This window comes from Polaribacter sp. IC073 (genome assembly GCF_007997075.1).
Taxonomy (GTDB): Bacteria; Bacteroidota; Bacteroidia; order Flavobacteriales; family Flavobacteriaceae; genus Polaribacter.
Window position 1 is genome coordinate 253140 of the sequence record NZ_VORS01000006.1, and the last position, 15072, is coordinate 268211.

General features: G+C 28.3%; 14 protein-coding genes, 1 tRNA gene and 1 pseudogene. 5 read left to right on the forward strand and 11 right to left on the reverse strand.

Annotated elements, in window-relative coordinates; all coding sequences use genetic code 11:
- The first annotated feature begins 41 nt into the window (after positions 1-41).
- On the forward strand, positions 42-386 hold the full coding sequence (locus ES045_RS10800) for a DUF3024 domain-containing protein (protein ID WP_147116298.1): 345 nt from the start codon (positions 42-44) through the stop codon (positions 384-386).
- Positions 387-1032: 646 nt separating this feature from the next.
- On the opposite strand, the pseudogene ES045_RS10810 reads toward ES045_RS10800, so the two are convergent.
- Together ES045_RS10810 and ES045_RS16415 are read right to left on the reverse strand one after the other, a co-directional pair.
- Positions 1033-1921: pseudogene (locus tag ES045_RS10810) on the reverse strand (IS1595 family transposase).
- On the reverse strand, positions 1918-2148 hold the full coding sequence (locus ES045_RS16415) for a hypothetical protein (protein ID WP_189663083.1): 231 nt from the start codon (positions 2146-2148) through the stop codon (positions 1918-1920). The pseudogene ES045_RS10810 and the gene ES045_RS16415 overlap by 4 nt, the downstream one beginning before the upstream one ends.
- Before the next feature lie 432 nt (positions 2149-2580).
- Here ES045_RS16415 and ES045_RS10815 point away from each other — a divergent pair, with 432 nt between their 5' ends.
- Positions 2581-2778 carry a transposase gene (locus ES045_RS10815; RefSeq protein WP_147116299.1) on the forward strand — a complete coding sequence of 66 codons (198 nt, stop codon included), beginning with the start codon at positions 2581-2583 and terminating at the stop codon, positions 2776-2778.
- Positions 2779-3178: 400 nt separating this feature from the next.
- On the opposite strand, the gene ES045_RS10820 is transcribed toward ES045_RS10815, so the two are convergent.
- Together ES045_RS10820 and ES045_RS10825 are read right to left on the reverse strand one after the other, a co-directional pair.
- A complete protein-coding gene (locus tag ES045_RS10820; protein ID WP_147116300.1) occupies positions 3179-3613 on the reverse strand; it encodes a JAB domain-containing protein in 435 nt (144 codons plus the stop codon).
- A gap of 55 nt (positions 3614-3668) precedes the next feature.
- Complete coding sequence (locus ES045_RS10825) at positions 3669-4061, reverse strand: hypothetical protein (RefSeq protein WP_147116301.1); 393 nt, start codon at positions 4059-4061, stop codon at positions 3669-3671.
- 290 nt (positions 4062-4351) lie between these two features.
- Between ES045_RS10825 and ES045_RS10830 the strand changes: the two genes are divergently transcribed.
- The 3 genes from ES045_RS10830 (at position 4352) to ES045_RS10840 (ending at position 9054) form a co-directional block, all read left to right on the forward strand.
- On the forward strand, positions 4352-7477 hold the full coding sequence (locus tag ES045_RS10830; RefSeq protein ID WP_147116302.1) for an Eco57I restriction-modification methylase domain-containing protein: 3126 nt from the start codon (positions 4352-4354) through the stop codon (positions 7475-7477).
- Positions 7478-7590: 113 nt separating this feature from the next.
- Positions 7591-7923 (forward strand): type II toxin-antitoxin system RelE/ParE family toxin, encoded by a 333-nt coding sequence (locus ES045_RS10835; RefSeq protein WP_147116303.1) that lies wholly within the window; start codon positions 7591-7593, stop codon positions 7921-7923.
- Positions 7924-7941: 18 nt separating this feature from the next.
- On the forward strand, positions 7942-9054 hold the full coding sequence (locus ES045_RS10840; protein WP_147116304.1) for an ImmA/IrrE family metallo-endopeptidase: 1113 nt from the start codon (positions 7942-7944) through the stop codon (positions 9052-9054).
- Between the two features lie 14 nt (positions 9055-9068).
- Here ES045_RS10840 and ES045_RS10845 read toward each other — a convergent pair whose 3' ends face one another.
- The 7 genes from ES045_RS10845 to ES045_RS10875 form a co-directional block, all read right to left on the reverse strand.
- Complete coding sequence (locus ES045_RS10845) at positions 9069-10097, reverse strand: DUF3871 family protein (RefSeq protein ID WP_147116305.1); 1029 nt, start codon at positions 10095-10097, stop codon at positions 9069-9071.
- Complete coding sequence (locus tag ES045_RS10850; RefSeq protein WP_147116306.1) at positions 10078-10944, reverse strand: AAA family ATPase; 867 nt, start codon at positions 10942-10944, stop codon at positions 10078-10080. The genes ES045_RS10845 and ES045_RS10850 overlap by 20 nt, the downstream gene beginning before the upstream one ends.
- A 114-nt stretch (positions 10945-11058) precedes the next feature.
- Complete coding sequence (locus ES045_RS10855; RefSeq protein WP_147116307.1) at positions 11059-12291, reverse strand: site-specific integrase; 1233 nt, start codon at positions 12289-12291, stop codon at positions 11059-11061.
- Between the two features lie 81 nt (positions 12292-12372).
- Complete coding sequence (locus tag ES045_RS10860; RefSeq protein ID WP_189663084.1) at positions 12373-13641, reverse strand: DUF3987 domain-containing protein; 1269 nt, start codon at positions 13639-13641, stop codon at positions 12373-12375.
- Complete coding sequence (locus ES045_RS10865; RefSeq protein ID WP_147116309.1) at positions 13622-13918, reverse strand: helix-turn-helix domain-containing protein; 297 nt, start codon at positions 13916-13918, stop codon at positions 13622-13624. Before ES045_RS10865 ends, ES045_RS10860 begins: the two co-directional genes overlap by 20 nt.
- A gap of 127 nt (positions 13919-14045) precedes the next feature.
- Positions 14046-14882 carry a hypothetical protein gene (locus ES045_RS10870; protein ID WP_147116310.1) on the reverse strand — a complete coding sequence of 279 codons (837 nt, stop codon included), beginning with the start codon at positions 14880-14882 and terminating at the stop codon, positions 14046-14048.
- Positions 14883-14970: 88 nt separating this feature from the next.
- Positions 14971-15044, reverse strand: a tRNA-Ile gene (locus ES045_RS10875).
- Between the last annotated feature and the right edge of the window lie 28 nt (positions 15045-15072).

The following is a 15072-nucleotide window of genomic DNA, read 5'->3' on the forward strand; positions in this document are numbered from 1 at the left end:
CCATAATTTCAGTTGTGCGCAAGCTAAAAAAATGAAACATAATGAAAAACACTACGATTGACATAAACGATTCTACTATTAAAGAGTATGTAGAATCTTTACGACCTGAAAACATTGAAGTTCGTAAACAAGTGGATATCGGGTATTCATATGGCGGAAAAGTTATAATTCTATTTGAAATCAGACCTGAATGGGACAACCCAAAAAAAATGGAACAAATTGATTTTGCAAAAATTAGACATTATAAATCCAAAAAAAAATGGAATTTATATTGGATGAGAGCTAGCGGAAAATGGGAAATATACAAACCTTTTCCTGAATCTACTCATTTAGGGGAAATCATAGAAATCATAAAAAAAGATGAACATGGATGTTTTTATGGATAATTCAAAACAAAGTATAGTTAAAGAAATTACGCAAGAATTAGATTGCGGAAATGAATATACTACAATTTGAAAACGAACGAAATTATAGCAATTCCCAATTTTTCACAAATTTAAGACGGAGAAAAATTTAAAGAGACTTTCCAAAGGGATTTAGAAAAAAGAAGAATTTATAAAAATTGAGATACTAGAAAGTTTCGAATCATTTAAAATAATAGAACGATTTATCAAGCAGTTAAATGACCAAAATTAAAAGTTCTCTTACAGCAGAAAAAACTTTTCAAAATTTTAAGTAAAAAATAGACCATTCAAATTTTCGATAATCTTGGTTTGTCTTTAAACAAAATGAATTGGAAAAAATAGTAAAAAATCAATTAAAATAGGAAAACCACATGCAAAACAACATTTATTAAAAATTATTATATTTAGCTAAACTAAAAAGATCGGTGCGTTTTTGTATACTGTTAGTTTTCCGTAGGAAACCCTCACAAACAAAACGGCAATATTCAATACACAAACATGATATAGATATCACTACTGGAGTCGACTTATCAAAAAAAGTAGTTGCCCGAAACATTGAAAAAAGATCATAATGTATAAAATAGTTCGCCTTTTACGTTTTATTTTTCATGTGGACAAAATGGTTGGGTTATTTTCTCGTAACTTTATTGTGATGCACTTTATATTGTAAAGCCATTTTACTTATTAAGCTATTGAGTATTGTTGCTTTAATTTGTGAGCAATTTATTCTGAAACAAAATTCATTAAAATAGCTGTTTTTATTAAAGTCACTTTCCAAAGAATAGGTTATTCTTATCCAAAATTTCAATTGATGGATCATCGTAAGAAGCGCTTTAAAGTTCATACCTACATTACTTTCAATGTGTTTAATATCATAGGCATTAGCAATGGGTCTGTTCCCCTCCAATTATCAGTTATTACTTTAAACTTCTAGACTTATATGGTTCATAAAATAGACTGTAAAGAACTCTCTGAAAAATCTTCACCTCTCATCCCATACATTCTTATTACTTTTCCTTCTTCAGTAAGTTCAACCGCAGTGATAGCCTGATTTTATTTGTATTATAAATTCTACTACCTTATCTTTTTCTCGTCCTCCAATAACAAATTCGTCAATATGAATAATACTAGTCATAGGATTATTTCCGCTACTTCTCATAGCTTTTCTAGTTTTAAGTATGCATAAACGAGCTGTTTTTTCTGTCATATCAAAACAAACAACAGCATAGCTTGCTGAAAGGCTTTTGGTACTTGTACTCACTTGAAAAACGATAAAAAAGCTTTTCTAACACCAAACTTAACCATGTGAAAAGAGTCTTTGAAGTAGCCGATTCTTAATGAGAATAAATATTACATGTTCTTGAAGAATATTTCCTTATTTGAGACTTCTTATGCGCATATTTAACACATTGAAAGCCATCTTTCCGTTTAATATCCGCCAAGTATTTCTTACAATTATCATCCGTTGTAAACCAATCAGAAAACTCTAGAAAGTTTTGTCCTTTAGAAAAATTCATAATAACTTTATTTTTCTTTCTTTAATTAATACATCATCATTTCTAAGTATGTCTTTTAAATCATAAAAAGAACCATCAATTATGTTCTTTGTGTTTAAAATATTTAATTCATAATTATCATACCATGTAAGTAGCAGCGTGATATTTGTATTAAGCCTTCTATATGCGCTTCTAAGCCGCATATAAATAAAGAACTTTACGTATTTAAAGATTGATAATTCGCTCATTAAAAAGCTTCTCCTCTTAATAAACCACCTCTTTAATATCCCTTCAAATAATTCTTTAGCAGTGTTTTTTAGCATAATTACATACATCTTCAAATCAATGGAAGTATGCCCTTTTTTATTTATAGTTACACCTCGTCTTATTGAAAAAACTTAATGAAATTGACAAAATTGAACAAGGAAATCATTAAAATATGCTCCAAAACTATTTAAAACACAGATAAATTAAAACAATTATTAGCCTGGAGTAGATTTTTTCTCCGTAAATACAGCTGTGAATGGACTGAAAATCAAACTTAAAAGGGCTAAAATACTATCCGAACGATATCTAAGTTTAGAAAAAACTACAAACTATGCCAAAATTTATCTTGTATCTATACTCATACAGAAGATAAAAACTCTGGTTTAAGTAAGACCGTAAAGTAGTCTCAAAAAGTGAGGCAAACGCAGTTTAAAAGCTTCAATAGCATATCTAGAAGAATATATCTAAACATCCTCAACTATTTTGGCAATGGAGGTACAGATACTTCTGCTGAATATTTTAACGCAAAAATGAAAGCTTTTAAAGTACAATTTAGAGGTGTTAAGAACATAGAGTTCTTCCTTTTTAGGCTTACAAATGTGTTTGCATAATTATATTACAAATTTTAGACTTGATTATTGATGACTATATTATTTGATAAAATACAGAAAGATTACATTCTCGTTTAAGACATCTCTCACCTCTAGAAATAAAAAAAAATGAGAAGATTTTTTAAAAAAGTACCTTAAGAAAATAGTCACAAATTTACTAGGTGGTCCAAGATAATAATTAACCTTTAAAAGTGGCTGTTTTTAGTTAGCTGTGCATCTTCATTATTAAAACTTAAAAAAGATAAATTATCCAAAAACTACTGCAAAACCTTATATAGTTTTACAGTAAAAAATGGATTTTTAAGACCTAGAGAAAAAACTATCCTAATATATAGTGAGTAGAATTAAAAACAGATTTAATACAGGTTTCTATTTAGAAATTATTGCTACAGGTATAATACTACAATTCACAATTATCAGAAAAGCTATAATAACCTCCACTTGTTACAATAATATGATCTAATAACTTTACATCTAAATATTCTCCTGCCGTTTTTAATTTTTTAGTTAACGATTTATCAGCTTGACTTGGTTTTAAATTATTACTTGGATGATTATGGGCAATTATAATACTTGCAGCGTTACATTTTAATGCAACAGAAAATACAAGTTTAGCATCTACAATAGTTGCAGAGGTACTACCTTTAGATAAAGAATAAATTCCTAAAACCTGATTACTTCTGCTTAAAAGTAAGATTTTAAATTCTTCCTGTAACTCAATAATATCTTTATCCCAAGAATCTAAAAAAGCTTCATAAGAAGTCTGACTGCTTGTTATTTTAAAATTGTTTTTATTATCGTTGGTATAAGAAACTTTAATTTCTGAAATCTTCATAATTTTAAATTTAAAAAAGAGATGTTACTTAAAAAGCAACATCTCTATAATTTAATTACTCTGCATGTTCTAATATGCCATTTTGAGAAAACACATTTGCATTAGCAATTACATTATGTTCTTGCTTTACAGGTGCTTTTTGCTTTACAACCTCATCTGTGGTGTAAACCCATCTATGATTTAAAGTTACTTCTTCACCTGTTTCTTTGATAGTATATGTAAAGTCTTCACAAGTTTCTTTAATAATTCTACCATCCATTTCTGTTCCTATTAATGCTGAACACACCTCTTCAGTAAATGTTGAGGGTATGTATGCTTTCTTGGCTGTTGCATAGAAATTGCCTGTTTCTTTGGACTTAACCATTTCAATGCCACCTTGAAGTTCCAGAACAAAAAATGCTGTTCCGTCTTCTTTGTTTCTTTCTTTGTAACCAATAATTCTAACCATTGTTTTAAGTTTTTGAATTTATAAAATAACCACACAAAAAATAAATTATCTACAGAATATAAATCTCAACTATCACCTTGAATTTATTATTTCTGCCTGAAAAATTTACTTGTATATAAGTGGTGGGGCGGAGTTTCCTTTCCCAGGCATATGTGAGGGTTTTTATATAGGTAATCAGAGAACTCACAACCTTTTGAAAATTTTTTATTATAATTTTTTTTACCAAAAAATTTTGAAACCATTTTCTTACATTTGAGAAAAAAGCTATTCTATTAAATTTACTTCAAACCATGTCCTTATTTCAAAATACAGTTATTACTAAATACTTAAAGTCTCAAAATAAAGAGGAAATTTCTATAAAATGGAATCTCTTTAAAAATCATTTTCAGAATCCTACTATTCAAGAGAATATTAGAAATAGTAAAGAAGAACAATATCAAGGTGGTTTTATAATTGACCTTTTTGTAAATGTATTGGGTTATACTAAAAATCCAACTCCAAATTTTAATATTACTACTGAATACAAGAATGTAAAGGATAGTAAAAAGGCAGATGGGGCAATTGTTGTAAATGATGAGGTAAAGGCTGTAATTGAGCTAAAAGGGACAAATACTACAGATTTAGGCAAAATAGAAGTGCAAGCTTTTGGATACAAAAATAATCAACCAAAATGTACTTATGTAATCACTTCTAATTTTGAGAAAATAAGATTTTATATAGATAATGCTATAGAGCATATTGAGTTTAACCTATTTACTTTAACTGAAAAGGATTTTGAGCTTTTATATCTCTGTTTAGGATATGAAAATTTGAGTAAAGACGTTGCAAATAAAATTAAAAAAGACTCTTTAAGCGAAGAAGATGTAATTACCAAAAGCCTATATAAAGATTACTCTTTGTTTAAAAGAGAATTGCATCAAAATTTAATACAATTAAATCCACAATATGACAGCTTAACTTTATTTAAGGAATCTCAAACTTTATTAGACAGATTCTTGTTTTTATTCTTTGCAGAAGACAGACAATTGTTACCTCCAAATTCTGTACGTTTAATTTTAACGCAATGGAAAAAATTACAGGAATTAGATGCCTATACTCCTTTATTTGATCGGTTTAAAAAGTACTTCGGATATTTAAATACTGGTTTTAAAGGAAAACAATATGATGTTTATGCCTATAATGGGGGTTTATTTAAACCAAATATCGTTTTAGATACTGTTATCATTGATGATGATTTATTATACAAACACACTTTAAAATTATCTGATTATGATTTTGATAGTGAGGTTGATGTTAATATTTTAGGACATATTTTTGAAAATTCATTAAATGAATTGGATGAGGTTAAAGCCGAATTAGAAGGACAAGTAGTTGACAAATCTAAATCTAAAAGAAAAAAAGATGGTGTTTTTTACACGCCTAAATACATCACAAAATACATTGTAGAAAATACAGTAGGTAAATTGTGTGTTGAAAAGAAAGTTGAACTTCAATTAATTGATGAAGATTATAGTACAGATAAGAAAAGACAAAAGAAAACTATTAAGGGTTTAGTTGATAAATTAACTACCTATAGAAATTGGTTATTGCAAGTAACAATCTGTGACCCAGCTTGTGGTTCCGGAGCATTTTTAAACCAAGCTTTAGATTTTTTAATAAGTGAACATAGCTATATAGATGAGTTACAAGCCAAATTATTTGGTGATGCAATGGTATTAAGTGATGTTGAAAAAAGCATCTTAGAAAACAACTTATTTGGTGTTGATTTAAATGATGAATCTGTAGAAATAGCAAAACTTTCTTTATGGTTAAGAACCGCGCAATCTAATAGAAAACTGAATGATTTAAACAATAATCTTAAATGTGGAAATAGTTTAATTGATGACCCTGAAATTGCAGGAGATAAAGCGTTTAATTGGCAACAAGAGTTTCCACATATATTTGAGAAAGGTGGCTTTGATGTTGTAATTGGGAATCCTCCTTATGTAAGACAAGAATTATTTAAAGAGATAAAACCATATTTAGAGAAAAATTATAAGTGCTATAATAGTGTAGCAGATTTATATACCTATTTTATTGAAAAAGGGATTAATTTAATGAATGAAAAAGGATTGTTTTCTTTTATTCTACCTAATAAATTTTTAAAAGCAACTTATGGAAAAGAAATCAGAAAGGTTATTAAAGAAGAGGGAAATTTAGAATTAATTTATGACTTTGATGACTACTCTGTTTTTGATGATGCTACTACATACCCAATTATATATGTGTTAAATAAGAATACTGAACATAAAGCGGACTCATTTTTATATTCAGAAATAAATAAAAGAGAGAATACTCATGACCCTATCAATAGATTAAAAGAAAAAGAAGTAAAAGTAAAATATTCTTCTTTAGGTGATGAATATTGGCAATTTCAAAATATTAAAAGTGCTGAATTACTTCAGAAATTATATACTGATACTAAATCATTAAAGGAAATTGTTAGTGATAAAATATTTAGAGGAGTTTCAACTGGTAAAAATGAAGTTTTTATTATAGAAAAAGAAACTTATGAAAAGCTTATTAATGATAAGAATAAAGAATTTATTAGAAAAATTGTAACTGGTAAAGAAGTTAAAAGAAACTCATTAATATTCAGTGACTTATACCTTTTGTTTATCCCTTGGGAATATGATTTAGAATTTGATGACAATATTAAAAATTATCTTATTAAAAATAAAGAGATTTTATCTAAAAGACCAGAAGTAAAACAAGGAAGGTTTAATTGGTGGTGTTTGAGCAGATATGGTAGTAAAAATGCTGATTACTTATTTAAACCTAAAATAATTTATCCAAGAATTAACAATCAATGTAATTTTTATTTTGATTCATCTGGAGAGTTTTCATTATCAGACAATAACTTCTTTATATCTACTGATGATAAATTTCTTATACCAATATTGAACTCTAAAGTTGTGTTTTTTTATTTAAAGTCTAAAGCATCTACGTTACAAGGAGGGTATTTAGACTTTAGAAGACCTTACATAGAAACAATTCCGATAAAAATTCCAAGTTTTCAGCAACCCTTTATAGAGAAAGCGGATTTAATGCTTTTATTAAACAAAAATTTGCAAGAAATATCCTCAAAATTCCAAAGAACATTACAAAGAGAATTTGAGCAAATAGATAAGCTATCTAAAAAACTAGAATCTTGGTATGAGTTGAATTATGCAGATTTTTTAAAAGAACTTAAAAAGAAAAAAGTAGCACTTTCACTTTCTCAAAAAGCAGAATGGGAAGATTACTTTTTAAAAGAACAACAAAAAGCAATAGAACTCAAAACTAAAATAGATACCACAGATAATGAAATTGATGCAATGGTTTATGATTTGTATGGTTTAACACAAGAAGAAATTGAAATAGTAGAGAATAGTTAATAAAGTAAGTTATTTAAAATAACCTCAACAATTAAAATAGAAGTAAAATTTAATAAATAATAAATCTTAATTTTTTATTAACACTTAATGTTAATAAAAATATATATATTTGCATGAAAATTGAATTCAATACTAATAAACTAAAAAAATATGCCAATGATGATAGCTTGGCTGTTAAAAAGCTTGGAAAAAGACAATCTGAACTTTACAAACAAAGGCTTGATGATTTAACAGCAGCAGAAACTCTTGAAGATGTTAGGTACTTACCAGGCAAATATCATGAGTTAGTTAAAAATAGAAAAGGGCAATGGGCTTGTAATTTAGTTCATCCTTACAGATTAATTTTTGTACCACTGGAAAACCCAATTCCTTCTAATGATGATGGACAGTATATTTGGATAGAAATTAAAGGAATTGAAATTATTGAAATTGAAGACTATCATTAACTCCCAAAAAAAAATAATATGGCAACATTAACGCAATATTACCCTCAATCAGTATCCCACCCAGGTACAACCTTATCAGAGATTTTACTTGAAAATAATATGGGTCCTAAAGAGTTTGCTATTAGAACAGGTAAACCAGAAAAAACTATTTCAGATGTATTAAATGGCAAGAGTAATATAACTTCTGAAATGGCAATATTATTTGAACAGGTTTTAAAAATTCCTGCACATTTTTGGGTGAATAGACAAAGAAATTATGACGAGTATTTAGCAAGAATAGCTTATCAAAAAACCATTGAAGAAGGAATTGAATGGTCTAAAAATTTTCCATATGCAAAAATGGCTTCATTTGGCTGGGTTGAACCAACATTAAAAAAAGAAGCTAAAGTTATAAACTTATTTGATTACTTTGAAGTATCTAGCACTAAAGGGTATTATGATTTTTACTTTAATCAGAAGCTTTTAGTTAATTTTAGAATCTCCTTAAAAAACAATGAAAATGCTGGAGCAATAGCTGCTTGGTTAAGACAAGGTGAAATTCAAGCTAAAAACCTGGTTGTTGGAGAGTTTAATAAAAGTAAATTGATTAAAATAATTCCAGAATTAAAGGAAATAATGGCTAAACAACCAGTTGATTTCTTTTCTAAAATTCAAAAATTATGTATTAGTATTGGATTAAAAGTAGTTCATACACCTTGTTTGCCAAAGGCACCTATTCATGGTTCAACTAGATGGTTAGGTAATACCCCATTGATTCAGTTAAGTGGCAGGTTCAGAAGGAATGATATTTTTTGGTTTACTTTTTTCCATGAAATTGGTCATATTTTATTACATGGTAAAAAATATATATCTATAGAAAATATTGAATATGATGGGGAAAATCAAGCTTATGAAAATGAGGCAAATGAATTTTCTGCTAATGTACTTTTAACCAAAGATGAAGAAACAGAAATTTTAAAAAACAAGCCATTAACTGAATCAGATGTTGTTTACTATGCTAATAAATTTAAAACACATCCTGCTGTTATAATTGGTAGATTACAGCATTTAAAATTAGTGCCTTTTGGTTTAGGTAATAATCTTTGTAAACCTATTAATTTTAATATAAATAAAAAAACACCCTGTAATTAAACAGGGTGCATCACTCAACTCAAAAACCAATGGTGGTTAGAATCTCCATTGATAGCTTTCCCCAATCCTTTTGTAAAATCAAAAGCATTGACGTTTCTTGACAGAAAAGAGTCTATATAGGAGCTCTTATTAGCTCCTGTAAAAAGATTATAAACATTCCACAAGTTAATATCTCCATTGTCATTTCTACAAAAGCTATTATCTAAATAATAGTCTTTAGCTACTGTAGAAATTTGTCCATCATTCAATAATAATTCTGGAATTAGAGATTTCTCTTGTTTAGGTAAATAATTATATAATCTTGTTCTACCAATAAGTTGAGCAAATTGTTTTTCAGATAAATTCTTTTCGGATAACTGCTTCATTTCTTGTAAATGATTTTGAGCATTATATCCTTGAATTAATTCTAAAATTTTAGACTGTAACTCTAAATAATTGCCAACTCTCATTTCGTCTTGATAACCATCTGTAGAAATACACATATTACAGCATACCATATTCTGGAAGCCAATGAAGAACTTAAATTTCTCAAATGTTTTTCTATTGTAGAGGTTTTCTTGGTTATAGCTTCTAACACCACCAACAGTTAATGCAACATCATTTCCGTTGATGTTTTCTGTAATAGATGGTATTCTAATAATAAACGCCATTCTTTCAAAATACTGTGTCTTTTCATGGTCTAAAAGTTCTTTTACTGGTTTATAAATAGCATCAGCAGTTCTTCCCTTGATCTGATGTGAAACCCTAACTTCTGGAGCATCAATAATATGATTAGAAAACACTTTACTTACACAGTTTTGAGCTATTTCTATAAATTCTTGATGTGCCAAAGTTTTTTCATTATCCTTGCTAAAAACTGGTATTATACAGTCATTTTTTAAAGTAGAAAGATTAATACTTTTAGTATTAGCTTCTATAAAAGGATTGTGTTTATACTCCTTATTTGATGATAATACCTGTAAGCCAAAATCTTCATATATACTATTTGAAGATTTTTTTACTACAGGTTTATTGCTTTCTTTATTAACTTGTACTAACTCCATTGCTACTAAAATTTTGAGGTTTAACTAATTGTTCTAACTGGTCTTTTTTACTTCTAAACTGAGGTTCTAATGGTTTCTGAAAAGAAGGGTTTTCATTATACAGTTTTGTTAATGCAGATATAGATAATGAGGAATTTATCTTTTCTAAAACTTCTTTAATTGTAATAGGTTCTGCATTGCACCATTTTAACAATCTCTCTCCTGTTTTTGAAGTGACTATAAATTCAGGTTTATTCATGAAAAGTCCTGTTCTGTCTTTACTTGCCTTGATTAGGTGTTGGTCATTTATTAATTCAAAGTTCACAGTCAACTCATACTCAAAACCTTCACGAGTAATTTCTTTAGTTCCATGCTTAATAACTTGAGTTCTTCCATTGCCAACAACATCTAAAGAGTAATCTGTTTTTCTTCTAGTTGTGGTAATAACATGGCAAGAAGATTGTAAGATTTTATCTATAAAATTTTGATGAAGAGGTGTTACATTAGCCCAATCCTGAAATCTACCTCCAAGTTTAGAATGAATATCTAAACAACCTCCTGTACCATTCCACTCATGGGTTATTGAATCGATAATAATTACCTCTATATCTGCTTTTTCACACAGCTCTATTGCTTCAATATATCTAGCTGGGCTATAAGGAGATTCTAAGTCTAATACGTTATAACTACCTAAATGGCTATAGAGAGAGCTACTTGAATTTTCAGTATCGATAATTGCTATTTTATTCCAATCTTGTGTCATTCCATAAGCAAGTAATAGTGCTGAATAACTCTTACCAAAACCCGAGGCACCAGAGATTCCTAATCTTAATTTTACATTTTGTCTTTTACTCTTTTTTAATTCCATAATCTTAAATTTTTAAAGGTTAATTTTTAATTGAATTATTTTTAAATTTTTTGTTTACCGTTACACTCAATAATGAAAAAGACCCTCAAATTAATGAGAGTCTTTTTAAGAATTTTATGAAGCATATTTTAGTCTGGGTTCTTCCAATAATTTACTCATTGCATCGTCTATAACCTCATCATCAAACTCTTTAAGGTAGGCTTGTGTAATACTCACATTAGCGTGTCCCATAGAACTACCAATTAAATCTGTAGAGATTCCTGCAAACTTTAAATTAGTGGCGAAACTATGTCTAATTACGTAAGAAGTGACATTTTGCGCTACTCCTTGAGTCTTGGCAATCTCTTTGAGTTGTTTATTGAATTTACTCAAGGTTTTGTGCTTTCTATTCTCAATCTGCATAGGAGTCAAATTATCTTTTAATAAGATTGGAAACACATAATCTGTTCCATTATTTTGAGTCTTGTAATAAGCTATTATTTTTTTTACAGGTGATAACATTTTTACTGAAAATCTGCCTTTAGTTTTACTACGGATATATAAAATTCTATCTCCTTGTATGTTCTCCCATTTTAACTTCATAACATCAACAAAGTTCATTCCGCCCATATAATAACTAAACAACATGTAGTTTTTAGCATCAATTAAATGTGGGTTTTCAGCAGTGCTAATGGCTTCCATTAACTTCATTTCATTTCTTGTCAAAGCTTTCTTAATACCTTTTCCTTTTAACTTAGAAACTTTATAAATCTTAAATGGATAGTACTTCTCATCTACAACATCTTTCTTAATCGCATCATTAAATAAGGCTCTTAATTCTCGCATTTTTACACCTATACCACCATCAGTATTATTATTACTTCTTAAATAAGTTTCATATTTATCCAATAAAGTAGGTGTAATTTCTCTAAACACTAAATTCTTATTTTCATGGAATTTAAAGAACGAATTATAAACGTCTTTATAGGCTCTTGCATTTCCTGTTCTTCCTGCACTATTTAAATCTGAAATTTTTTCCTTCCAGAATTCAGATACTGTTATTTTAGAAGATTTCTTACCTCTAAATTTTGTTTCAAATTGATTGAGTGTAAAATCTATATCTTCTAATTGAAATGATCTTATAATCTCAAAAGCCTTTACTTTTAGTTTCAAAAGCATTTCGTTTTCTACCTGATAACTTGGGTGGTGTTTTGTAAATGATTCATTTATAAAATGCTCTTTTTTACAACAGAGACCTAAGCTAATCTTCTTTCCTTTTCTATCTTTTAATATTCTTAAATAAAGTGCATATTTACCATTAGCCATCGGTTTCCCATCTAGCATTAACTTAATTGTTGCTCTTATCATATGTTTTGTTTTAAATTTTGAAATAAACTGCCCCAGAATAGAGGCAGTTATTACATTAGTTGCAGTAATTACATCGTTACATTATAGCTTTTTGTATTTACCTACGCTTTGCTTAAAAATAAGTCTTCTTTTTTGCCATTGTACCAATTTATCATCTATTGTTCTTTTAGGTACGCCATGTTTTGCACCAATTTCAACAGCTCTTTGTCTTGTAAAAATAGTGGTTAAATCATCTAAAATAGTTTCATCTTGAATTGACAAACCTCCTCCACTTTCAACTGAGTTAAAAATAAATTGACAGTGCCTTAATAAATTTTTCATTAATCTTGTCGCAATTATAAAATCTAAGTTAGAACAATACAGTTTTTCTCCTTTATTCATATCTGATTTATTTCTTAAAACAGTTAATATCATTGCAATCCTAAAAAGAATTAATCCATGTCTATGTAAATTAGATATAAATGACTGTGAGTGATTATCTATAATGTCATCTCTTATAGGTCTAATCATGTCTAAAAAGCTCTTTTTTTGACTATCAGTAAAACAAAATTCTATTTGTTTTTTTAGGTCTACTAATTCTCCATATAGCTTAAATATTTCATCTCCAATCTTTTTAAATACTACTTTAGTATTATTGTTTTTTGTGGCAAATACATCTTTAAAACTTGTGATTTCATCAAAGCTATAAATCATGAACCTTGAGAAAAGTCCATTTTCTCTAGACTTCATTAATGGCATTAACTGGTCTGGTGTTCCAGAAATTACCATCGCTAACTTTGGTTCTTTAATATCTACAAATACTTTCTCTGACTTTCTACTAATTGAAATTGGCTCGTGGTGAAATGCTTTGCGCAAAACGTCTGAATAATTACTCCAATCGTTTTTTAGCATATTACTTAATGTATCGGCTTCAGATTCCATAATCAGCATGCCATATTCACTAGATTCTAAAAAAGAATGCATTTCTGCACTACTAATATTAGCGGGTAAAATCTTAGCTTTTATATCTGGACATTTTTCAGTATCGTTTTTCTTTTTAGCTTCTTCACAAACCAAATATTCAATCTTACTTTCGTTAAATACCTTATCATGAATCTGGTCGATTAATAATCTGGAATAATTCATTACGCCTTTCCCAGAAGCAGCAGGTGCAATTACCATTAAATATAGATGCGGATATATAGTATCTCCATCATATAAACCATAAATATTAGGCAAACAATTACTCAATACACCAAGGCTTGAAAGTAGAACTATATCTTTTTCTCTATTTTCAAAAGGTTCCGTTAGTTTTTGTAATGTTTCTGGTAGATTTCTATAAATTTTTTCTTCAATTTGTTCTCTTCTCATTACCATTTTTGTTTAAGTGATTGAAAACGCTTTCTTCTAAAGCTCTTGCACTAGTTGTTTTAACCTGTAGCATCCAATTGTCCAAATCTGACTTTTTGAAATAGATTTTACCTCCGTTTGGTTTAGTAAACTCAATTGCTTTCTTTGAAGTCAATTTGTATAAAAAGGATTGGCTGACGTCTAAATAAATTAGTGCTTCTTTAAAACTTAGTATTTCCTTTTGTGCAATTAATTGCATCACCTGAGAAAATTCAAGTTGTTCAACATTTTTTTTCATTTGTTTAAATTTAATGATGTCTTGCGCGCATAAAATTTAGACATCTGTTATGCCGCAAAACTAAATGTTAAAAAATGTAGAATGTTAAAAGTGTAATTAAGGTGTGAGAAAAAGTGTGAGATTAATTCTAAAAATTATTCTTAAAAAAATGTTTAACCTTTTTAATATTAAGAGTAAGTTCTGGCTTTTTAGCCCTATTTAAACTAGATTGATAATTATTAACTGTTATAATTTTACTAGCTTTTTTTGCTCCAGGTTTAGTTAAAAATCTTGCTGACTCTTCAATTCTTTTTCTTGTTAAGTCTGTAAAAAGTAGTTTCACATTATCAAGAATATTAACTATTACTGGTGTTTCACAGTTAAATACTAAAGTTTGATTTGTTTTTTCTTCAAAAAAAACTGAAACAAAATCATCAAAGGAATAAATTTCATCATCTAAAAATAACTCTTCAGTAATAAAAGTATAAATCTTTTTTAAATCGATTTTTGTGTATTTAGGCTTTATAGTAAAAAAAGATACCCCTTCAAATAGAGACAAAGAATCGTACTGATATTTATTTTGGAGATACTCTATTATTGTTTCTTGAGGTTTGTAGCAAACTGGAAACAAATCAAAAACAGTTGTATTTCTAGTCTTAATGTAATCAAACGAAATTGAGATAGATTGCCAGTATTTTGTTTTCTCTTTATTATTTAATAGAGCGTTAGATAAATCTATTTCAGATTTTATGTTATTAGTAATGCTCCATAATTCTTCTTTTAAAAAGTCTTCAAATTTTGTAGAAACTAAATCATTTTTATAACTGTCATAATGATATAATATTCCTTTTTCATAATCAATATTTTCAGGTTTATCTTCATTACAAAAATTTCTTTTTATAAAATTAGTTTTTAACCTTTCAATGTTTTTATCAATGAGAAAGTTTTCTAGTTCAATAATTGCTACAGGATTAAATTTGTCCATTATGTAAAATTAGTGAATTGTTGCCGATATGTTGCAGGCAAAATAAAAAAGCACCTACAATAAAATTGTAAGTGCTTGGTTTTAAATGTGGTCCCACTTGGGCTCGAACCAAGGACCACCTGATTATGAGTCAGGTGCTCTAACCAACTGAGCTATGGGACCAAAATTATTGGGTGCAAATGTACTATTT